This is a genomic window from Pradoshia sp. Z5_111 (assembly GCF_058267535.1).
Genome location: NZ_JBZCPQ010000008.1, coordinates 1 through 21,698, shown reverse-complemented (window position 1 = coordinate 21,698; position 21,698 = coordinate 1). Strand labels below are relative to the sequence as shown.

General features: G+C 37.9%; 22 protein-coding genes. 13 read left to right on the top strand and 9 right to left on the bottom strand.

Annotation, left to right across the window (positions count from 1 at the left end):
- Window positions 1–10: 10 nt before the first annotated feature.
- Entirely contained in the window at window positions 11–1,522 is a 1,512-nt protein-coding gene (locus tag AC4D4A_RS15435) for a DHA2 family efflux MFS transporter permease subunit (protein ID WP_066108113.1), read from the bottom strand.
- 187 nt (window positions 1,523–1,709) lie between these two features.
- Between AC4D4A_RS15435 and AC4D4A_RS15430 the strand changes: the two genes are divergently transcribed.
- The gene (locus tag AC4D4A_RS15430) at window positions 1,710–2,603 is read left to right on the top strand and encodes a TetR/AcrR family transcriptional regulator (protein ID WP_490996701.1); all 894 of its coding nucleotides are present in this window, start codon (window positions 1,710–1,712) and stop codon (window positions 2,601–2,603) included.
- A 74-nt stretch (window positions 2,604–2,677) separates the two neighbouring features.
- Here AC4D4A_RS15430 and AC4D4A_RS15425 read toward each other — a convergent pair whose 3' ends face one another.
- Entirely contained in the window at window positions 2,678–2,992 is a 315-nt protein-coding gene (locus AC4D4A_RS15425; protein ID WP_490996700.1) for a DMT family transporter, read from the bottom strand.
- A complete protein-coding gene (locus AC4D4A_RS15420; protein WP_490996699.1) occupies window positions 2,992–3,336 on the bottom strand; it encodes a DMT family transporter in 345 nt (114 codons plus the stop codon). Before AC4D4A_RS15420 ends, AC4D4A_RS15425 begins: the two co-directional genes overlap by 1 nt.
- A gap of 147 nt (window positions 3,337–3,483) precedes the next feature.
- On the opposite strand from AC4D4A_RS15420, the gene AC4D4A_RS15415 reads away from it, so the two are divergent.
- The 4 genes from AC4D4A_RS15415 (at window position 3,484) to AC4D4A_RS15400 (ending at window position 7,659) form a co-directional block, all read left to right on the top strand.
- Window positions 3,484–4,335 carry a DUF1186 domain-containing protein gene (locus AC4D4A_RS15415; RefSeq protein ID WP_490996698.1) on the top strand — a complete coding sequence of 284 codons (852 nt, stop codon included), beginning with the start codon at window positions 3,484–3,486 and terminating at the stop codon, window positions 4,333–4,335.
- A 362-nt stretch (window positions 4,336–4,697) separates the two neighbouring features.
- On the top strand, window positions 4,698–5,726 hold the full coding sequence (locus AC4D4A_RS15410) for a S66 family peptidase (protein ID WP_490996697.1): 1,029 nt from the start codon (window positions 4,698–4,700) through the stop codon (window positions 5,724–5,726).
- Between the two features lie 185 nt (window positions 5,727–5,911).
- Entirely contained in the window at window positions 5,912–6,646 is a 735-nt protein-coding gene (locus tag AC4D4A_RS15405; RefSeq protein ID WP_490996696.1) for a class I SAM-dependent methyltransferase, read from the top strand.
- Window positions 6,647–6,804: 158 nt separating this feature from the next.
- Window positions 6,805–7,659, top strand: a complete 855-nt coding sequence (locus AC4D4A_RS15400; RefSeq protein ID WP_490996695.1) for a DUF2785 domain-containing protein — start codon at window positions 6,805–6,807, stop codon at window positions 7,657–7,659.
- 295 nt (window positions 7,660–7,954) lie between these two features.
- On the opposite strand, the gene AC4D4A_RS15395 is transcribed toward AC4D4A_RS15400, so the two are convergent.
- Window positions 7,955–8,431 carry a C40 family peptidase gene (locus tag AC4D4A_RS15395; RefSeq protein WP_490996694.1) on the bottom strand — a complete coding sequence of 159 codons (477 nt, stop codon included), beginning with the start codon at window positions 8,429–8,431 and terminating at the stop codon, window positions 7,955–7,957.
- A gap of 168 nt (window positions 8,432–8,599) precedes the next feature.
- Here AC4D4A_RS15395 and AC4D4A_RS15390 point away from each other — a divergent pair, with 168 nt between their 5' ends.
- Entirely contained in the window at window positions 8,600–9,529 is a 930-nt protein-coding gene (locus AC4D4A_RS15390) for an EamA family transporter (RefSeq protein ID WP_490996693.1), read from the top strand.
- A gap of 51 nt (window positions 9,530–9,580) precedes the next feature.
- Here AC4D4A_RS15390 and AC4D4A_RS15385 read toward each other — a convergent pair whose 3' ends face one another.
- Window positions 9,581–10,138 (bottom strand): isochorismatase family protein, encoded by a 558-nt coding sequence (locus tag AC4D4A_RS15385; RefSeq protein ID WP_490996692.1) that lies wholly within the window; start codon window positions 10,136–10,138, stop codon window positions 9,581–9,583.
- 238 nt (window positions 10,139–10,376) lie between these two features.
- Window positions 10,377–10,967 carry an undecaprenyl-diphosphatase gene (locus AC4D4A_RS15380; protein WP_490996691.1) on the bottom strand — a complete coding sequence of 197 codons (591 nt, stop codon included), beginning with the start codon at window positions 10,965–10,967 and terminating at the stop codon, window positions 10,377–10,379.
- Window positions 10,968–11,121: 154 nt separating this feature from the next.
- Between AC4D4A_RS15380 and AC4D4A_RS15375 the strand changes: the two genes are divergently transcribed.
- The 3 genes from AC4D4A_RS15375 to AC4D4A_RS15365 all read left to right on the top strand — a co-directional run bounded on the left by AC4D4A_RS15375 (window position 11,122) and on the right by AC4D4A_RS15365 (window position 13,208).
- Window positions 11,122–11,556 carry a helix-hairpin-helix domain-containing protein gene (locus AC4D4A_RS15375; RefSeq protein ID WP_490996690.1) on the top strand — a complete coding sequence of 145 codons (435 nt, stop codon included), beginning with the start codon at window positions 11,122–11,124 and terminating at the stop codon, window positions 11,554–11,556.
- A 68-nt stretch (window positions 11,557–11,624) separates the two neighbouring features.
- The gene (locus AC4D4A_RS15370; RefSeq protein WP_490996689.1) at window positions 11,625–12,752 is read left to right on the top strand and encodes a PQQ-dependent sugar dehydrogenase; all 1,128 of its coding nucleotides are present in this window, start codon (window positions 11,625–11,627) and stop codon (window positions 12,750–12,752) included.
- Window positions 12,753–13,067: 315 nt separating this feature from the next.
- Complete coding sequence (locus AC4D4A_RS15365) at window positions 13,068–13,208, top strand: hypothetical protein (RefSeq protein ID WP_490996688.1); 141 nt, start codon at window positions 13,068–13,070, stop codon at window positions 13,206–13,208.
- Here AC4D4A_RS15365 and AC4D4A_RS15360 read toward each other — a convergent pair.
- The gene (locus AC4D4A_RS15360) at window positions 13,201–14,343 is read right to left on the bottom strand and encodes a sensor domain-containing diguanylate cyclase (protein WP_490996687.1); all 1,143 of its coding nucleotides are present in this window, start codon (window positions 14,341–14,343) and stop codon (window positions 13,201–13,203) included. The genes AC4D4A_RS15365 and AC4D4A_RS15360 overlap by 8 nt on opposite strands.
- 454 nt (window positions 14,344–14,797) lie before the next feature.
- Between AC4D4A_RS15360 and AC4D4A_RS15355 the strand changes: the two genes are divergently transcribed.
- Window positions 14,798–16,432: a SulP family inorganic anion transporter gene (locus AC4D4A_RS15355; protein WP_490996686.1), complete on the top strand. Its 1,635-nt coding sequence runs from the start codon at window positions 14,798–14,800 to the stop codon at window positions 16,430–16,432.
- A gap of 57 nt (window positions 16,433–16,489) precedes the next feature.
- Here AC4D4A_RS15355 and AC4D4A_RS15350 read toward each other — a convergent pair whose 3' ends face one another.
- The gene (locus AC4D4A_RS15350) at window positions 16,490–17,002 is read right to left on the bottom strand and encodes a GNAT family N-acetyltransferase (RefSeq protein ID WP_490996685.1); all 513 of its coding nucleotides are present in this window, start codon (window positions 17,000–17,002) and stop codon (window positions 16,490–16,492) included.
- Between the two features lie 17 nt (window positions 17,003–17,019).
- A complete protein-coding gene (locus AC4D4A_RS15345) occupies window positions 17,020–17,952 on the bottom strand; it encodes an aldo/keto reductase (protein ID WP_490996684.1) in 933 nt (310 codons plus the stop codon).
- A gap of 554 nt (window positions 17,953–18,506) precedes the next feature.
- Here AC4D4A_RS15345 and AC4D4A_RS15340 point away from each other — a divergent pair.
- From AC4D4A_RS15340 to AC4D4A_RS15330, 3 genes are all read left to right on the top strand, one after another.
- The gene (locus AC4D4A_RS15340) at window positions 18,507–19,613 is read left to right on the top strand and encodes an NADH-dependent flavin oxidoreductase (RefSeq protein ID WP_490996683.1); all 1,107 of its coding nucleotides are present in this window, start codon (window positions 18,507–18,509) and stop codon (window positions 19,611–19,613) included.
- Window positions 19,614–19,937: 324 nt separating this feature from the next.
- A complete protein-coding gene (locus tag AC4D4A_RS15335; protein ID WP_490996682.1) occupies window positions 19,938–21,047 on the top strand; it encodes an NAD(P)/FAD-dependent oxidoreductase in 1,110 nt (369 codons plus the stop codon).
- Between the two features lie 317 nt (window positions 21,048–21,364).
- The coding region (locus AC4D4A_RS15330; protein WP_490996787.1) for a class I SAM-dependent methyltransferase at window positions 21,365–21,698 on the top strand (334 nt) is incomplete at its 3' end.

The following is a 21,698-nucleotide window of genomic DNA, read 5'->3' as shown; positions in this document are numbered from 1 at the left end:
ACCTCTCCTGTTACTGGGAGAGGTCTTGTGTTTTTTGTAAGTTGATTTGTTCGTCTGCTCTCTTTGGTCGTTTAACAAAGAAGGCAAGGATAAGAGCCAATACAGCAATAAATGTCGCTATAAAGAATGCATCGTTAATCCCATCTACTGTTGCTTGAGTATAGATTTGTGCCTCCAATTGAGCTATTTCTTCTGGACTTGGTTGACCGGTAAGCTTACTCATTGCTTTTTCTGCCAATTCTTCCGCATGTATTTTCGTACGTGATGTCATAACGGAAACAAGTAAGGCGGAACCAATTGCACCGGATACTTGATTAAGTGTACTGTTCATAGCTGTACCATGTGGATTTAATCGGGCAGGCAATGAATTCATCCCGTTGGTCATAATCGGCATCATGACCATTGACATACCGAACATACGAACAGAGTACATCACAATTAATGTTCCATAAGTAGTTTCAGTTGTTAATTGACTGAAGAAATAAGTTGTAGCGACTGTGATGGTTAAACCGATTATGGCAAGAATCCGACCGCCAAATTTATCAAATAATTTACCTGTAATTGGTGACATAATTCCCATAATGATTGCACCTGGAAGCATTAATAAACCAGAATCTAATGGGGATATACCACGTATATTTTGCAGGTAAATTGGCATTAAAATCATGGCTGAAAACATCGCCATATTCAAAACAATCGATATAGCTGAAGATAAGGAGAACATTGGATATTTATAGACACGGAAATCGAGCATCGGCTTTTCCAGTTGAAATTGGCGAACAATCAACAATATCAAGCCAATTACACCTGCAATCAGTGTACCGAATACTTCAACATCATCCCAGCCTTTACTACCCGCCGAGCTGAATCCATATAATAACCCTCCGAATCCGACACTTGAAAAAATAACGGATAATACATCCAATGAAGCGTTACTTTTTTCTTTCTTATCTTTTAATTTAAAAATCGATAGTAGTAAAACAATAACGGCAAACGGGATGATCATATAGAACAGATATCTCCATTCATAATGTTCAATAATCCACCCTGATAATGTAGGACCAATTGCAGGGGCAAAAATCATAACAAGCCCTAAAATCCCCATCGCACCACCACGTTTTTCAATTGGGAAGCTCGTTAAAAGAACATTCATTAAGAGGGGCATCATAATGGCAGAGCCTGCTGCTTGAATCATTCTTCCAACCAATAATAATGCGAAGCTCGGTGCAAATCCGGAAAAGATTGTTCCGATTGTAAATAGAATCATCGCGGTTATAAATAAGTGTCTAACCGAGAACTTCTGAATTAAAAACGCTGTTGATGGAATGATAATTCCGTTTATCAGCATATAACCTGTTGCGAGCCACTGAATCGTTGTTGGCTCAACTTTAAAATCCGCCATCATGGACGGAAGGGCAACATTCAATAATGTTGAATTCAATATAGATACAAATGCACCGGCTAAAAGAATGGCTATAATCCCATAATTGGGACGCATTTGTTGTCTTTCTGTTGCTGTCATGTACTTCTCTCCTTTTGATTTATACTATATGTTTAATTATTAGACTCATAATTCATGTTGATTATATTACTCTCTTTCTTTTCGTTTAGCAATTAAAATAATTTAGAATATATAAATTTGTATTTACCCTAAAAATAAGCTAATATACACTCAAATAACTGAAGTCATAGGAATGGATTGAGTTGTTATGAACGTAAGAAAAAAGCAAGTTATCAGCCATGCAAAGAAACTTTTCATTGGAAAGGGATATAGAAATACGTCTATTCAAGAAATTATTGAAGATAGCGGGATCTCCAGAGGAACATTTTATAATTATTTTCCTTCTAAAAGTGAACTTTTCAAAGCTGTATACGATTCCTTCCTTGAAGAGTATCACCAACAGCGAGATGAATTAATTATTGGGAGGGATCTCAGTAATATAGACATCTTTATAGAGCAACTTTATGTACAAAGGAAATCACATTCGCATAATCAATTATTTGCCCTTATTGAAGATGTAATGGTATCTAATGATATTGAACTAAAAGATTATTTGAAACAAACGAGATGGTTATATTTAAATTGGATTCACAACCGCCTTGTCGATATTTTTGGGGTGGAGAAGAAACCGTATTTGTTAGATTGTGCAATTATTCTATCCGCCATGGTCCAACACCACATGCATTTTTATAGTATTGCAAAAGGAGATCTTGATGCGAAAAAAGCAATTCGTTATTATTTAGATCGCATAAAGGTGATTGTTGATGATGTAAGTAAGAATGATGTTGTTTTAATAGAACCGGAAGTGTTAACTATGTTTATTCCGGAGGGTCCAAAAGGAAACAGGGATTTTTGCTACGATTTAATCCAATCCGTTAACCAACTAAAGACTTACCTTGAACAAGAGGTTGTTGATGCTGAGTTTCGTGCGGAAAAGCTACAAATAATCGAATTCCTGCAAGATGAACTATTGCATAATAAAGAGCCGCGACATTACTTAGTTAAAAATATGATTGCTTCATTAAATCATGATTCTATCTTGAGGGGTACTTCCTGCTATGAGAAGTTTAGAGAAATCATCATGGAATGGTTGAACAAGTAATAGAAGAGCCAAGCTAAGCAAATTGTTTGCCATAGCATGGCTCGTTTTTTGTGTGTCCCTTCTATTTTGGGCTATTATGATACCAGTTTAAGGCCAATAGCAGAAATTAAAATGAGTAATATGAAAATAATTCGTTTTAAACTTTTCGCTTCTCCAAATAAAAGCATGCCAATTAATGCTCCCCCACTTGCACCGATACCAGTCCATACAGCATAGGCAGTACCCATGGGAAGTGTCTTCATTGCGAATGATAGACAGAAAAAGCTCCCTGAAAAACCGACAATCAAAAGAAGCAGGGATAAGAAATCCCTATTTTTATTCAATCTATTAATCATGCCGACCCCAAATATCTCTAAAAATCCAGCGATAACCAGTGCAAACCAGGCCATTATTGATTTGCCTCCTTTTTGGAGGTGTCTTCATCAGTCACTATTTTTAGACCAATCACACCTATTAATAAGAGAAGGATTAATGCTATTTTCTCTATTTTTAACGGTTCACCAAAGAAGAGAATCTCCGCAATAACCGTTCCAGCTGTTCCTAATCCAACAAAGACAGCGTATACCGTCCCAACCGGCAGGTGGCGGCTTGCATCAATCATCATATAAAAGCTGATACAGATTGCAGCTAGTGTAATCAGCCACATCCATATACTATCTGCATTTTTTAGACCGCTTACCCAGATGATCTCAAAGAAGGCCCCTACAATAACCTTTAACCAATGTCTGTTCATCAAAACAACTCCCTAGTGATATAACAATATAGCAGATTGTTTGTACTGTTGTTCATTTTAGCAATTATAAAAATGGTTTGCGAGTAGAAGAATTGAGAGAATGTTTGATAAACTACTTATATAAGAAAGGTACGGGGGTGAAATAAGATGGGCGATCCAACTATTTCGACCAAGGAATTAGTAAAAAAAATTCGCTATATAGGTGACACCTATCCGAAAGAGGAAATTGATCTCCTAATGATTCGTGAGGATGTTATTCCTGAGCTATTGGGTATAGTAGATTTTGTTCTCAAGGAACCAGAAATGTTTCTTAGTGAACCTGATCGAATTGACCATATTTATGCAGCTGTTTTGTTGGGACAGTTAAACGTCAGAGAAGCATTTTATCCATTTTTACAAACTTTAAAATTACCGGATGATATTGCTTTGGATTTATATGATGATTACCTGGTTACAACGGCTGGCCGTATACTTGCTGATACATATCCCGGTGAAATAGTTATGGATGGAAATATCCCTTCCATGCCGGATTTGGATGCATTATTTGATTTAATTGATGATCAATCTTTGGATGAGTGTATTCGTGCTACTGGGATTCAAGCAATTACATCCCTTGTCCTGCAAAAACGTATATCAAGGGAAATGGTTGAATATTACTATCATGATCTACTGCAGGGGGAGCTGGAAGATGAATCTGGTTATATGTATACTATTTTAATTGATTCCTGTATGGTATTAAATTTTCGGGATTTATATGATGATATCAAAGAGGTTTTTGCCCAAAAGAAAGTGAATGCCCTTCATATGTCGCTCGATGATGTGGAGGAGCAATTTAGGAACTATGATCCGATATATGCAAATGATTGCCGGCCCATTACAAACGTTCATGAAGAGTTCACGTGGTGGGCTGGTCATTATCAACCCGAAAATTCACAGGCTTCCAGAAGCATAAAAGTGGGCAGAAATGATCCATGCCCATGCGGAAGTAAAAAAGTATAAGAAATGCTGTGGAAAATCCTGAGTTATAGTTTTTATGGATTTGAGCCCCCATATGTTACAAGTTGGTTTTGTGTACATATGGGGTTATTTTGCATGTGATGAATAGGAACCTACTCTACGAAGGTGAAGTAGAGTAGAAGTGCCATTTACTATACTGCTTATGTATTCGAGCATTTATCGTGTATTAATCACTCAGAGTTTCAATACGTTCATCACACTGTTCTCCTGCATTAGGTTATAAGAAAATGGTGAGATTACTATTAAAAATAGTATAGTTAAACAATTATTTATATATTTTGAATTTTTTATAATATAATCAATTAAGGAAATAATTGTAAAAGAAAGTGGTGAGTGAAATAGAGTTGAAGAAGCCAAATCGATTAAGTAGTGGAGACCGAATTGCTACAGCCAGTTTTTCATGGGGTGGAGCAGGAGATCCTGATATTTATTGGCGTTATCAGATAGGAAAGAAACGGTTAGAGGAATTTGGCTTAGAAGTCGTTGAGCTGCCTCATACATTAAAGGGATCAGAGTATGTATATAATCATCCAGAAGAACGGGCACGTGATTTGATGAATGCCTTTCGGGATCCATCAATTAAGGGGATATTCTCTTGTATTGGCGGAGATGATAGCATTCGCATGCTGCCATACATTGATTATGAGGTAATCAAAAATAATCCAAAGATTTTTCTTGGGTATTCTGATTCTACCGTCGTTCATTTTATTTGTTATAAGGCAGGGGTAATGAGTTATTATGGACCCTCGATTCTGGCTGAATTTGCAGAGAATGTAGAGGCTTTTGATTATACGAATCATTGGGTGAAACGGGTTTTATTTTCAGGCGAACCTATTGGCCAAGTTGGACCGCCATCTGAATGGACAAGTGAATATATCCCTTGGGAAAAGCAAAACTGGACACGTAAAAGAAAAACATCTCCGCACAGCGGTTATGAGTTGTTACATGGAGAGGGAATACATAAGGGGAAATTATTAGGAGGATGCATGGATGTGCTGGAAATGCTTAAAGGGACTGTAGTGTGGCCTGCAATTGATGAATGGAAGGATAAACTGATATTTTTTGAGACATCAGAAGTAAAAGTGAGTCCGGATCTGTTTCTTGGATGGCTGCGAAATTACGCGGCGCAGGGAATTCTGCAAAATGCTAAGGGTTTATTATTTTCCAAGCCATATGATGATTGTTATTACGATGAGTATAAGGAAGCAATCCTTAGTGTGGTACGGGATGAGCTAAAGTTAACGGATTTGCCGATTCTTTATAATATGAGTTTTGGACATACGGCTCCAATGAGTATTATTCCTCTCGGAGCTATGGCTGAAATGGATTGTGAAAGAAAAACATTTAGCATACTTGAAGCGGGTGTGAATTAAGGTTTGAGGTTTACACACCCCGAAGCAGGGACTATGAAGGTAACTGAAATAGGAGTCTTAGAGGACAATCTTCTAAGAGGGGTAGGTTTGAGCAGCCTTCCTTTTAATATTCCGTTGCTCTGCATTGAAGGCAGATAAATAGACCACTAGAGGGTAGGTTGAGAATTTCATAGGGGGAGAGATGGATGGAATATAGGGGACCAAGTGTTTATGAACAGGAAGATTTTTTTTCGGAATTTATGAAAAGAAAAAGCAGGAAAGATAGTCCCAATAATGCTATTGAAACTCCAATTATGTATGAACTACTAAATGAATTTCAAAATAAAGATATATTAGATTTGGGCTGTGGTGATGCTTCCTTCGGCAAAGATTTAGTAGAACGCGGTGCAGCGTCCTACACTGGGATAGAGGGCTCTGAACAAATGGTGGAGGAAGCAAAGAGAAACCTATCAGGTGTGAATGGAAGCGTACATCATCATACAATGGAATCATATACATACGTAGAAGAAAAGTTTGACATTGTAACATCCAGATTTGCAATCCATTATGTCTCTGATATAGATTCTTTGTTTCGTAACATCCATTTGTCTTTAAAAGAAGCAGGTAAGTTTGTATTCAGTGTTCAGCATCCTCTTACGACAGCTTCTTTTACTAGTAAAAAAACAGGTGATAGACGTGAAAATTGGATTGTGGATGACTATTTCCTTGAGGGGGAAAGAAAAGAACCTTGGATTGAACAAATCGTGGTGAAATATCACCGAACTATCGAACAGTATTTTAGAGCACTAATCAGTTCTGGATTTTCAGTGATTGATTTACGAGAAGGTAAACCTGTACGTGACAACTTCACCGATGAGAAAGAATATAAAAGAAGGCTTAGAATTCCAGTTGTGCTGGCATTTTCTTGTATAAAAAAATAATGATTCATTAAATGGGATATGGAATACAGCTATTCACAGTATGAAATGAGGTTAAGAAAATTTTACATTTTATAGTGTTGTGTTTGTAAGAGTATTTCCAGCTAACAAATATGATTATGTAGTATTCAATATTCAATTAAAGAAAAAAGGGGATAATTATGTGGTTATCGTCAGGAAATGTTTCATTGAGCGAAAGTGAACTAAAGTCTATCTTGACTGAACTTAAAAATGGAAAATGTTATTGGCAAGACTTGGATGAAACTTCCTTATTAAACTCCATGTTAGAGCATATTGGTTCTACGGATAGTGAACTCCGAGACCAACTGATCTATACCTCCTTTTATAAATTAATTATTGAGAACAATCAAATTGAAACTGAACTTTTAATTGAGCTCTTAGATACTTGTATAAATGAATTAATGTTTAAGGGAATCGGTGAAAAGGAATCCGATACGGTGTTCACAAGAACGTTTACTACCCTGTTAATAGCATTAATACTGGGCAGAGATAATCAAGTAAATTTTTTATCGAAAGTCACTATTGATAACATTAAAGAAAAGCTAATACGGTACATTGATCTTGAAGAGGATTTAAGAGGATATATCGAGGGTAAGGGGTGGGCACATAGCGTCGCCCACGTAGCTGACACTTTTGACGAGTTGGTGATGAACCCAAAGCTAGATAAAGAAGATTACCCTGAAATATTAAGAGTGTTATGGAGTAAAGTTTTTATATCAAGTAGTGTATATATTCACGATGAAGATGAAAGGTTATTAATCCCTATTCTCAATATGCTAGAAAGAGGATTGAATGTAATAGAAATAGAAGAATTACTTCAACACTTACCGGATGAATTAAAAATTCAAAAGGAACTGATTGAAAAAGAAAAGTATTGGTTATTAGTATTTAATATCAAAACATTTTTAAAGAGTTTTTACATTAAAATTAACGGTAATCCTAGACTATTGCCACTTCAGAAGATGATTGAACATAGCCTGGTAAGAATCTATTGAAAGAGTAAATTTTTGTTCTGTAAATAATCTTCATACGTTTTTGTAGGGTTGAATATATAGCCTATTCTTATAGAATGGAGCTGTATTTTATGTATAAAAAGTTATTTCAAAAGGGCTATATAAAGGCAGAGGACCCTCATCTTTTCAGTATAGAGAGCAAATTCACGCTAAACTAAAATTTGATTAAACGGAAATTTAATTAGATTTAGAGAGAATGACTTGGTTTTACCGCTAATCAAGAGTAAAAACTCTTTTTCCAGTAGAAAAAGAGTTTTTATTTTACCAATCCATCTGCTTACTGAACTACTCGTTTTGCTCCTACATAACGTTTCTTCCAATAATCGAGATTCATATCTTGTGTTTTAACTCCTTTTGATGTAGCGCCAATAAATTTATTATTACCGATATAAATGGCAACAAATGATACCTTTTTCCCGTCCGTTTTATAAAATACTAGATCCCCGGCTTTCAATTTATTTTTAGCAACGGAAGTACCTGTTTTATGTTGATCGGCACTGGTGCGCGGTAATTTTTTTGCTACGCTTTTTGAAAATACATATTGTGTGAAACCGGAGGCATCGAACCCTTTTGGTGTTGTTCCGCCCCATTTATATGGACTGTTCGTTAATTTTTTTGAATAGGCAACAGCCTTTTGACTTTTAGATTGTGCTGCATCAGCATGTATTGGGCTGAAGAAGGTTGAAAAGAGTAGAAGAACAGCTGTTACGACGGCAAACAGAATAGAGGATTTTCTTGCATGTAAAGCTAACATTAACATCCCTGCTTTCAAAGAATTTTTTGACACAAGGATATCTTATTATTGAGCAGAGCACTTTATGATTCAAATATTACATTCTTACCTCCCTAATTTAACTTCCCCTTTTCTGTGAAAATCAAAGTATAATAGCACTGTAAACTATGAAATATATGAGGGAACAGCATGATTTTATTGAAAAATACGAGAGTTAAAGGAATTTTACTGGTATTAACTGCCGGTATTTTATGGGGAGTATGTGGAACAGTAGCGCAGTATTTATTTCATTATGCCGGATTTACCCCGGAATGGGTTGTGGGTATTCGCTTGCTTGTATCTGGAATGGTTCTCTTGTTCCTGGTCTCTTTAAAAGTAAAGAGTAGGATAGGTGCTATTTGGAAGGACAAGAAAGACGCAAGAAGTCTTTTATTGTTCAGCATTTTAGGTTTATTGGCTGTGCAATACACGTTTTTTATGGCTATCAATTATTCCAATGCGGCTACGGCCACCGTTTTACAGTACTTAACACCAGTTATCATTACCTGTTATTTTGCCTTGATTTCAAAAAGGCTGCCTACAAATAAAGAGATCCTTGTTGTAGGTTTGGCCATATTGGGGACATTTCTGATTGCAACTAGAGGAAATATACATAGTTTATCGATTTCGGTTAGTGCTTTGATGTGGGGAATTGGTTCGGCATTCGCTTTAGCATTTTATACTTTGCTTCCGCGTAAACTGCTTCCTAAATGGGGTTCAACTCTCGTTTTAGGGTGGGCAATGCTAATAGGAGGAGTTTGCTTTTCATTCTATAATCCTCCATGGGAGTTTAAGGGAGAATGGAGCTTTTATGCAGTACTTGCTGTTATTTTTGTAATTATATTTGGTACGATTGTACCGTTTATATGCTATTTGGAAAGTATGAAATATATTCGAGCTACAGAGGTAAGCGTGCTGGCATCTGTGGAACCGGTTGCTGCAGCGGTTGTATCCATACTTTGGCTGCATGTTACGTTTGGAATAGCTGAATGGCTTGGTACAATCTGTATTATCAGTACCGTCTTCATATTAGCTCTGTTTGATAAACCGACAGAAAAGAAATCCAGTGATACTCATTGAGTAAAACAAACAGGATCCCAATTTGTTTAAGAATTGGGATCCTGTTGCTGTTTATCGGTATGAATCATGGCTGGGATGAAATAAATGATCTTCCGCATTTCTTACAATAGAAAAATGTTCTATATTGTAGTGGCCATGAAGTGTTTTATTATGGTGGTTTATGATTTGTTCCGGGCTTAAAATATCATTGCCGATTGTGGAATGTCCATCACCAACTAAAGTGACATCGAAGCCATTAATAGTAGCTGTCCTGACTGCACTATCAATACAATGCTGTGTCTCGCAGCCCATTATAACAATATGATTAATTTCACTGGACTTTAAATAATTTAATAGTCCAGTTCCGTGAAAGGAATTCGTTGCTGCTTTGTCAAAGAATTTTGTTTCCGCAGGTAGATGAATTTCATCATGCACTTGAAATCCTTTTCCTTTTCCACCGGCTACATCAAGATCCCTTACACAAACTATCGAGGAATTTGCCTCTTTTGCTTTTTTAATTACTAAATTAATAGTTTGAATAAGCTGTTCTTTTTTGAAAACAGCCCTCATATCTTGATTCCCATCTATCAGTTCCTGTTGGGCATCAATAATTAATAATAGTTGATTCAACTAATTTTCCCCTTTCTAATTTGGGGAAGCGCTCTTTTATTTAGCCGTATTCCCCTTGATATTTTTTAAGTTGCGATATAGTCTCATATTCATATAATTAACCTCCCTGGTAATATACTGCCTAAAGACAAATGGACGCAATCTTCAGACGATTAAACCTTAACATAGCCTCTTTTAAAAAGATACATAAAAAAGCCACCGATCTAGTCGGCGGCTGCATTGTTGCAATGAACATTGATTAAATACTTTTATTTCGGTTAAATAGATAACTTTCGCCCTTTTCGTATAGAGCGATGGATTGTCTAATCCATTTTTGTTTAGGTATGATCTTGTGAACAATCAGAGCCGCACCAATTCCAAGAAGGGCACCTACTAAAATATCAACTGGGTAATGGACTCCTACATAGATGCGGGAAATAGAAAGAAGGAGTGCAAGAGCCGTCCATAAATACCAGAATCGTTTACGAAAGAGGGCAATGGTTATACAAACTGAGAAGAATACAATCGTATGATCACTCGGAAAAGAATTTCCAACCTCTTTTTCAATTAACTTGTTTACATCGGACCAAACGGCAAATGGCTGATGATGTGAATAAATCATACCAATTAACTTGCCAGTTACTTCGGCGATAAAAAAAGCAATAACAGCACTGACAACCATTAATTTATTTCTAGTATTACGAGTTAGCCAGTAAAACAATAGAACAAGTATTAAGCAGTATACTGTATATTCAGCAAAAAAAATAAATAGTGGATTGATGTCCGGATACTCTTTACCAATGTCATTAACTGCACGAAATAAGGTGATATTTGCTTCAGAATTAGTCATTTTTTCATTTCCTCCCAAGTTATTCTATTATGGATAATTTACTCAAATATTTCAAGAGATTCTATATAGTATTTATATCTTGGACGATATCATTTAGCTGTATGAAAGGATTATGATAAAATTTAACAAAACTAAGAATAAGAGGAGGCTAAATATGAAACTGCCTTTATCGGGGACGGAACGGAGTAATCTTCGTAAAAACAGGGTTCGAATAGACCAAATACCAACGAAAACAACAGAGGAATTAAAAACCATACTGAACTGTTCTGCAGACCGGGCTAAGGAGTTAAAAGGTCTGTTAGACTTTCAGCAAATCCCTTCAATCGGGTTGGGTGCATCTAAAATGATGGTACAAGTACTGGGATTCTATTCTGTAAACGACGTTAGAAATGAAAATCCAGCAGAATTATTCGACCGCTATGAAGAATTGGTTGGATGCCGGGTCGATCCCTGTGTGGAAGATCAACTCCGCTGTATTGTTTATCACGCCAATGAATTGAATAGTGTGTTAGTATGGTCTGATTTTACGGACGAGCGGAAGGCATATCGGAATACGCAGGGGTATCCTCCGACACGTCCTGAAAAGTAGTAATCGCTGTGTATGACCTCTATAGAAGAATCATCGAAAAAGCCCAATTATATAAATAGGAGGCCAATATGAAAAAAACATTTCGCTTGATACTCCCTTTTTTGATTGTTATGGCTCTGCTTGGTTGTTCAAAGGAAGAGGGAAATGACACGGTTGTCAAACAGCCTGAGACAGATGAAAAGCAGCCCTATGAGGTAGAAGTCGTTGCTGAGGGTCTCAATGTGCCATGGGAATTGGTTATAGCCGAGGATGGACGAATATTTTTTACGGAACGGCCTGGCCAAATAAGAGAAATCCGTAACGGGAAAGTAATGGAAGAACCTCTCCTGTCTTTGCCAGCGCCTTTTATCAGTGAAGGAGAGGGAGGATTACTTGGACTGGCGCTTGATCCTGATTTCCAAACGAATCATTTTATGTATACGTATCACTCCTACGAAGATAATGGTGAAATCAAAAACCGCGTTCTTCGTCTTGTAGTAGATGACAATCAAGCAAGAATTGAAAAAGTGATTCTTGATGGAATTGTTGGAGATACAAATCATAATGGTGGGAGAATAAAGATTGGGCCAGACGGGATGCTTTATATTACAGCAGGAGATCGATATGAACCTGACTTAGCTCAGGATAGGACAAGCATGGGCGGGAAAATCTTTAGAATCCATCCTGATGGTTCCATACCGGATGATAATCCAATTAAGGGATCGCCTGTCTATAGCTACGGGCATCGCAATCCGCAGGGACTTGCCTGGCATCCTGTTACTGGAGACCTATTCAGTTCGGAGCATGGTCAATCAGCACATGACGAAATTAATTTGATTGAGGCAGGGAAAAATTATGGATGGCCAATCATTCAGGGGGATGAAGCAAAAGAGGGAATGGAAACGCCGATTGCTCATAGCGCAACTGAAACATGGGCCCCGTCAGGAATGACATTTGTCTCGAAGGGTGAATATAAAAACCAATTGCTGATTGCTAATCTGCGTGGCGTGCAGGTTCTTAAGGTAGAGCTTGATGAGTCCGGAAAACAGGTGAAAAGCATAGAATCGCTCTTTAAAGATCAGTATGGGCGCATCAGAAATATCATCGAAGCGTCGGATGGAACCTTATATATGATGACGAATAATAGGGACGGCAGAGGGAATCCATCAGATAAAGACGACCGCATCATCAGGATGATTCCTAAAACGGATATTTGACTATTCTGCACGAATATGGAAAAAATGAAGATCCTAAGTCAGGAGACATTCTTTTTATAACACTTTACACACCTACGTGGAGATGGTAGGTATGTAAAGTAGTAAACTTAAGTTTTAGGGAACGTTTTTTAAGCATTTCTATCTTTTTAATGGAAGAGGATAGGAATGCTTTTTAGTTTGGGCTTTTTTAGATAGGGGGACTAGCATGTTAAACAGTAATTTGGGATATCCGAGAATCGGAGAGTCATAGAGCTTAAGATTAGCACTTCATATTTTATGCATTAAAATAGATACAAAGGAGAGAGGGTGAGGGAGTTGAGTACGTATATTCGTCTATTCCTTAGTCTATTACTGATATTTGTTTCTTTCGGAGCTTTTGGTGGTGGAATCGCCATGATGCTTGGTGCTGTGTACCCTGAAATGGATAAAAAACACTCAGCCTTTAATTTTAGCTGAGTGATTCAATATCTATAAGCATAAGTTCAACGCAATTTCTTCCTTTTGCTTTCGCCTTATATAACGCTTTATCTGCTTTATGAATAAGAGAAGTATAGGTATCCCCTTTTTCAAAGGTGGTTACACCAAAGCTCGCTCTGATTTGATATGTCTCAAGAGCTTCTTTTTCTATCGCTTTCCGTAAGCGCTCAGCGACCTTCAACGCACACAGATATTTAGTTTTCGGCAAAATTAGAATGAATTCCTCACCGCCAAAACGTGCAAGTACATCAAAGGTTTTGACATGTTTCTGCAAAACTGAAGCAACGTGTTTTAACGACCGATCTCCCTCCAAATGTCCGTATTTATCGTTGAAATCCTTGAAATGGTCGATATCTATTAATATGATACTTAAATCATTTTCCATAGGAGCTTTATTTATAAAATTTGTTAAATAGTAATCTGCCGTTCTCCTATTATTAATCCCTGTTAACCCATCTTTATAGGCGATAGATTCAAGTGTGAAAAATTTCTCCTTTAGTTCGGTACGCATATGTTCGATACCGGTGATCAATCGGCCCAATTCATCATCCTTATGATATTTCGGGACAGAAACCGAAAAGTCCTTCATGGAATAAGAAGTAACGCTATGTTCCAATTCAACAATCGGTTGAACCAAATTGGTTAAATGCCGGATGATATAGTAAACAGCCAGTACCAGCATAAGCAGAATTCCAAAACAAAAAATGGTTAGAATAATCATCACTCTGTTTTGTGAACGCTCCTCCAATTTTAATTTCAATTGCTTGATGTCATTCGTTGCTTCTTTGTAGTCGTGACGTATGGTATCGAAGGCAACTTTACTATCCGCAAGCTTATCATTGGAAATCTGTTTATTATTTTTAGTTATATTAATTTGAACATATCCATACTCCTTGTTCCAAACTTCTCCGCTGGCAATTAGGGTGCTGACAGATTCACTGACATCTGGAAAAATAGTGATATCCTGTTTGAGCTTTTCGGATGTTTGCTTGAAGGTTTCAGATCCCTCATAAAATGGTTCAAGAAAGGTAGCATTTTTAGATAAACTATATCCGCGCTGTCCGGTCTCTTGATCAATTAAAGATTGATAGAGTACGAGGACATGTTGATTCATAGAATCTAGCTGCTTCAGCACTTTGTTCGATGAAGCGAATTCACCTTTAACATAGAAAAGTGAACCTAAGTTTAAACATACCCAGATAAATCCGATTGATAATAAACTCCAGAAGAAACGATGGCCAATTTGCCACTTGAAGACTTTTTTATACAGAGTAACTCACTCTTTCTAATGGTATTAAAAGTTAATTCTACAATATTTTATGATGCATTTATAGGTTATTTTGTAAACTTTTGGATTTTATTTATATATCCTAAATGGAGTGCTGAATAGAGATTACGATATAGTACTCCTTAAATTTATGGGGAAAATTACGTTAATATTCGATATATCATTCTCTTTTTTGTACTAGGATGATTTGGAATTGATTGTTAATAGAATTCATTATCCAAGGTCAGTATAATAATAAGGTTGCGATTATTATCATATTATTACGGAGAGTAGAATCAGCATGCTTAAACAATATATTCACGATTTGCATAATGAATTTGCCGGCTATAATTCTGAAAAGCTACGTAAAGATATTATGGCTGGTATTACAGTAACCGCTGTTGCACTCCCTTTATCTCTAGCGTTTGGGGTGAGCAGTGGGGCGGATGCGGCTGCTGGATTAATTACGGCGATTCTTGCAGGATTAATTATCAGTATGCTATCAGGTGCGTCCTATCAAATATCAGGACCAACGGGAGCGATGTCAGCTATATTGATCGCTGTTGTTGCCCAGTATGGACTTGATGGAGTATTTATTGCCTGTTTGCTGGCGGGTATCCTATTGGTGATTGCCGGTCTATTAAAATTTGGCCGTGTCGTTTCTATCATACCGATGCCAGTTATAACGGGGTTTACATCAGGAATTGCTATCATTATAGCGATGGGACAAGTAGATAACTTTTTTGGAGTCGAATCGAGCGGGGAGAATCCAATTGCCCAAATCATGTCTTATATAGAGAATGGTTTTAATCCTGATTTTGCTACATTATTAATTGGTATTATAACAGTTGTCACGATGATTGTATGGCCGAAAAAATGGAACGCCATAATCCCATCATCCTTGGCAGCCTTACTGATTGTTTTAGTTATTAATGCCGTTTTAAAGTTACCGGTAGCTGTCGTGGGAGATATACCAAAAACATTTTTACCGGAAAATCGACTGGTATTTGGTGATTTATCCTTTGCTAAAATCGAAGCCTTGATATGGCCGGCAATCAGTATTGCGGCTTTAGGAATGATTGAAAGTTTATTATGCGGGGCATCTGCCGGTCGTATGGTTGGAGAAAAAATGAATGGGGATCGAGAACTGGTTGCACAGGGAATTGGGAACATAATTATCCCATTCTTTGGCGGTGTTCCGGCTACTGCTGCGATTGCCCGTACGAGTGTAGCGATTAAAGCTGGTATGGTAACAAGATTGACGGGGATTTTCCATGCGATTGGTTTGCTTTTGTCAATGTTTCTCCTCAGCCCGATTATGTCGAGTATACCGATGTCTGCATTAGCGGGTATTTTGATTGTGACGGCATGGCGGATGAATGAATGGGAAAGTATCCATTATATCTTTTCTCACAAATTCAAAGGCGCTATCTTTAAATTTTTGCTAACATTGTTAGCTACCGTTGTGTTTGATTTAACGGTTGCCATTGTTGCAGGAATTGCCCTTTCAGCCATATTGTTTGTTATTAACAGTGCCGACGTAGAAATGAATATCAGTAAAGTTGATATCGAAAAATTAGAAGGAAAAGGGATAAAATCAAATCAGACATACGAAGATATTCGGGTAGTTTATCTCACCGGTCCTATATTCTTTGCAACGGTGAGCTCGTTGACTGAGCGCCTTGAAGACATTAATCAAGGTGTTATGATCCTTTCCATGCGTGGAGTATCCTCCATTGACGGTTCAGGAGTACAAGCTATGGTAGAATTCTGTGAATTAAAGAAACAAGAAGGTGTAAAAATCATCTTTAGCGGAGTACAGCGGAGAGTTCTTAGCAGATTTGAAAGAGGTGGTATTCTGGAGGTTGTTGGAGAAGACAATATATTCTGGAGTACTGACCAGGCGCTTGCAAAAATCAATCAAATACAAGGTTAATATAAAGATAGAAGGAGAGTGCCGGTGTGGCTGCTCTCCTTATTTTTTTAATATAAGCTATGACAGCTTTTTGCCGAATATTAGATATCGTTCTTTTGTCTTTTCATTAGGGAAGAAGGAATCATTGATGACAGTCCATCCTTTTCTATCATATAGATTCCTTGCAGCCAGATTAGAGTGCTGAGTCGTTAATATAGTTGTATCAAAAGGTATGCCTTTCAATAGGGAATCATGTAATAGCGAACCAATTCCTTTTTGGCGCACGGATGGGTGTACGCATAATTCAACGAACTCAAAACAATTGGTTAGCCATGCATTGGATATATCGGATTTTAGATTGTTTGCTATTCGTTCACGATAATATTGACCCGGTAGAGAAGCGTAACCATAGGCGAATCCAACCGGAATCTCTTCTTCATTCAGATATATATATCCTCTAAAACCTTCGTAGTTCATATGTCGTTTGAATTGTTCTGTACAGTCAGTATCAATAGTCCATACTTGTTGATACAGAGAAACGATTGGCTTAAGTAAATCATCTGTTTGATTCCACTTCACAATATGTTTCATAGACTGCTTTTCCATTCTTATTCGAAAATTAAACTAATCTGTTGGATTTCTTCATGGGATAACATAACTTCCAGTGTTTTAAGATTATCAACGACTTGTTCCGGCTGTTTTGCGCCAGGGATAACAACATCAATTGAATCCTGCGCCAAGTACCATGCCAGGACAAGATGAGCGATTTCAACGTCTTTAGCTTTCGAAATCTTGCGTAGTTGTTCTACTTTTTTTAGGTTTTGCTCAAATAGTTCTCCCTGAAATAATGGATTACGAGAACGTCCGTCACTAAAAGTAGAATGCTTTGTGAATTTTCCAGTTAAAAGACCGGAAGCCAGCGGGAAGTACGGAACAAAGGATATATTGTGTTGGGCGGTATAGGGGAGAAGCTCTTTTTCAGCATCTCTTTTAAATAAATTGTATTCAGATTGGATTACATCAACGTATCCATCCTTATTGGCCTCTTTTAATTGCTCCAACGAAAAATTGGATACTCCGATTGCACGGATTTTCCCGGCATCTTTTAATTCCTTTAAGGCGCCGACTGCTTCATCCTTTGGTGTATTCTGATCTGGGAAATGGATGTAGAAGAGATCTATATAATCTGTACGTAAACGCATTAGGCTTTCTTCGACAGTTTTAATAAGGAATGCAGGGGAGTTATCAACTACCACATCATTTTCGATGAACTTATGAGCCCCCTTTGTAGCTATAACAAGGTTTTCACGATTGCCTTTTTCTTTAACAATTTCTCCGATTAATTCTTCTGACCGTTCCGGGCCATAAATATAGGCAGTATCAATAAAATTCACGCCATGATCGATGGCAGTCCGTACGATTTCACGTCCAGTTTCCTCATCGAGATTTGGGTAGATATTATGTCCTCCAACTGCATTAGTTCCAAGGCCTATCGGATTTACAAGTAAGTCTGTTTTACCTAGCTGAATTTTGTTATTCATAAAAAAACCCCCTTAACATGTAATGATTCAATCATAACAAAGGTAAGGAAGTATATGGAAATGATAGGATTTAGAATTTGATAAATAGATAAAGGCCCTAAGATACTACTCTTAGGGCCTTTATGCAAGAGGGGGGGATTTATGTTCTATGGCTTTTATGATGTGTTCTAAAAATAGTATACTGTAAATGATAACGATTATCAATATCATTTAGATGAAAATAATATTAAATTTATTACGAATAAGTAACTATATTTTCAGGGGGGAATTTTGTTGAATAAATAATGCGCAGATTACTAGAGAGTTATAAAAGAGAGTATAGCAAGAAAGATGATTGATTGGATTAACATGAATAACTTTTGTATCAATATAAAAACAATAAATTTTGACGAATTCATAATCTGAAATCATTAACTACTGAATCCAGAAAACCAATAATGAGCTTCTTCTGTACAAGATTGTTACAAATAATAACTAACTTACGAATGAGCATTTTGTTTGCTACCCTTTTTGTAACTCACTAGAATAAAGGTCATACAAAGGAGGAATAGCTCATGAATGAAAAATACGCATCTCTTTTTGAAAGCTTTACACTGCCAAATGGCGTTGCGCTGAAAAACCGGTTCGTACTCGCTCCAATGACACATTACTCTTCCAATCCTGATGGTACGATTTCTGATCAGGAGCTTCCATATATTGCGCAGCGTTCCAAGGATATAGGCTTGGTCATTACTGCTGCAACAAATGTATCCGATAACGGAAAGGCGTTCCCAGGACAGCCATCCATTGTACGCGATACATATATAGCAGGCCTGAAAACTCAGGCAGATACAATAAAAGCCGAGGGAGCTAAAGCAATCATACAGCTTCACCACGGCGGACGGGAAGCTGGGGCAGATCTAGTGCCAAATGGGGATGTAGTTGCTCCAAGTGCTGTAGAAAAGAAAGGTACAGCTACACCACGTGCATTGGAAACTGAAGAAATACAGCAAATCGTTGCTGATTTCGGCGAAGCAACTCGCCGAGCTATCGAAGCTGGTTTTGATGGCGTCGAAATTCACGGTGCAAATGGATATATTATTCAACAATTCTACTCTCCATTTTCCAATCGCCGTGAAGATGAATGGGGCGAGCGCTTGCGTTTCCCATTGGCTGTCATCGACTCAGTCAGAAGTGCTGTTGATAAACACGGCTCCAAAGACTTTATTGTTGGTTATCGTTTCTCTCCTGAGGAACCGGAAACTCCTGGATTAACGATGAAAGAAACACTTGAGCTGATTGATGCTCTAGTGGAAAAGCCATTGGATTACCTGCATGTATCTTTAATGGACTTCCATTCCACAGCACGCCGCGGTGCGGTTGCGAGTGTCAAACGCATTGATCTAATCCAGGAACGCATCAATAATAGAATGCCTCTAATTGGCGTCGGATCCTTATACTCTGCCGAAGACGTGGCTGCAGCCAAAGATACAGGAGTACCATTGATTGGCATGGGACGTGAAATGTTAATCGACCCGGAATTCGTTACAAAGATCAAAGAAGGACGCGAAGACGAAATTACCAGCTTGATTGATCCTGCTCGTGAAGATCGTCATGGCCTTCCAGAACCGCTTTGGAACATCATCCTGCAGACAAAAGGCTGGGTTCCGACAAAAGTATAGCAGGAGATAGCCAATAAAGGGAAAATTCAGCATTGGTACTTACGTTAGAAAGAGACTTTTGAGTATAAACAGATAGAAGGATTGCTTTTAAAAACCTCTCGTATGAGAGGTTTTTTGCTAGTTCATGATTGATTTTATTGCTTTGGTGAGATGCAACTAGTCTATCACTTCTAAAAATCCAAAGTAAGTCTATCTCCATCATTATGGTCCGTCTAAGAATGTTCAGGTTATTTTTACTGTGTCACATTCGATAATCATACTGAGAAAAGGTCGATTATGCTATGGTATATTGTAGTTAAATGAAGAAAAGGATGTTCGGTGTATATGCATATAACAATAATCGGATCAGGTATAGCAGGGTCGGTTACCGCATATAAGCTTGCCAAGGCGGGCTTACAGGTAACTGTGATCGATCGTTTTGATAAAGGACAAGCGACAGATGCTGCAGCAGGGATTGTTTGTCCATGGTTATCTCAGCGTCGAAATAAAGATTGGTACCAGCTGGCCAAAGGTGGTGCTCGCTTTTATCCGGAAATAATTGAAGAACTTCGTCAAGATGGAGAAACTGAAACGGGTTATGCCCGTGTAGGTGCATTGAGCCTGCATGAGGATCCTAAAAAACTGGATGCGATGCTTCAACGTGCTGAAATGCGCAAAACGGATGCACCGGAGATGGGCAAGATAACCCTTCTGAACGAAAACGAAGCAAAACGGTTATTTCCTATGCTTACTGAAGGATATGGAGCGGTACATGTCAGCGGTGCTGCTCGCGTTGATGGCCGGGCTTTGCGAAATGCCTTACAGCGGGCAGCCAGGAAGTACAATGCACGATTCGTATCAGCCGAAGCACAGCTTTCTATGAAAGCAGAACGAATCGTTGTGACAGCTGGCAATGAAGAATGGATGCCTGATCAGGTCGTAGTTACTGCTGGTGCTTGGGCCGGTCAATTATTAGAACCCTTAGGATATCAGATGCAAGTCAGTTTTCAGAAAGCACAGATTTGTCATTTAAAGCTGACCCATGCCGAAACACATGATTGGCCAGTAATTATTCCGCCCAACGATCAATATCTGCTTGCTTTTCCAGATGGACGGATAATAGCTGGTGCTACGCACGAAAATGATGAAGAGATGAATACCGGGGTAACGGCAGGCGGTGTACTGGAAGTACTAACGAAAGCAACTAAGCTTGCTCCCGGTCTTGCAAATGCAGGTTTGACCGAAACAAGGGTTGGCTTCAGGCCTTTTACTCCTGGATTCCTTCCCGTATTCGGCCGTATGCCGCATCACTCTAATCTTTATGTCATAAATGGCCTAGGGGCATCAGGACTGACGATGGGTCCATTTATCGCGTCACAGCTCTCAAAGTTAATAGTCGGGCAAGAAACGGATATCGATATATCCGCCTATAATCCAGACGGTGCTCTTGCGTAACAAAGGGTCCATGTTTATCATGGACCCTTTGTCATACTCAAATAGAAAACCATTCGACTCTCAGGTGAAACATCATTTTCTGAAACTGGAATTTTTATATCGAATTGTACGTTCATTAAAAGGCCGCTATAATCCTGGCTTTTACATGCTATTTTAAAACGTCGTACATAAGTATTTATCATTCCAAACGACTCTAATAGTAATGTAGTCTTAGTATGTATAATTGTTATAAAATGGTAAAATAAGATTGGATGATAAATTTAGAGAGGCAGGAAAAAGTAGTGGAAACTATTTATAGCCATGAAGATTTGCTGAAGATGATGGATCAATTATTAAAAGAGCAAACCAGGTTTGACTGGGATCAATTTTATTTGAATCGTGATCGGAATGTACCTTTTTTTTCTAATCAGCCTGATGAAAACTTGGTAGATTATTTCGACAAGGGCTTGTTTGTTCCTGGGAGTAAAGTATTGGAAATAGGATGTGGTCCCGGGCGAAATGCAATCTTTTTTGCTGAAAAAGGTTGTCATGTTGATGCCGTAGATTCATCTGAAGAAAGTTTGAGATGGGGGAGAGAGCGGGCTAAAGAGAGTGGATTAACAATTAACTTTATACATAAAAATATATTTGATTTAGCTATTGATGAAGGAA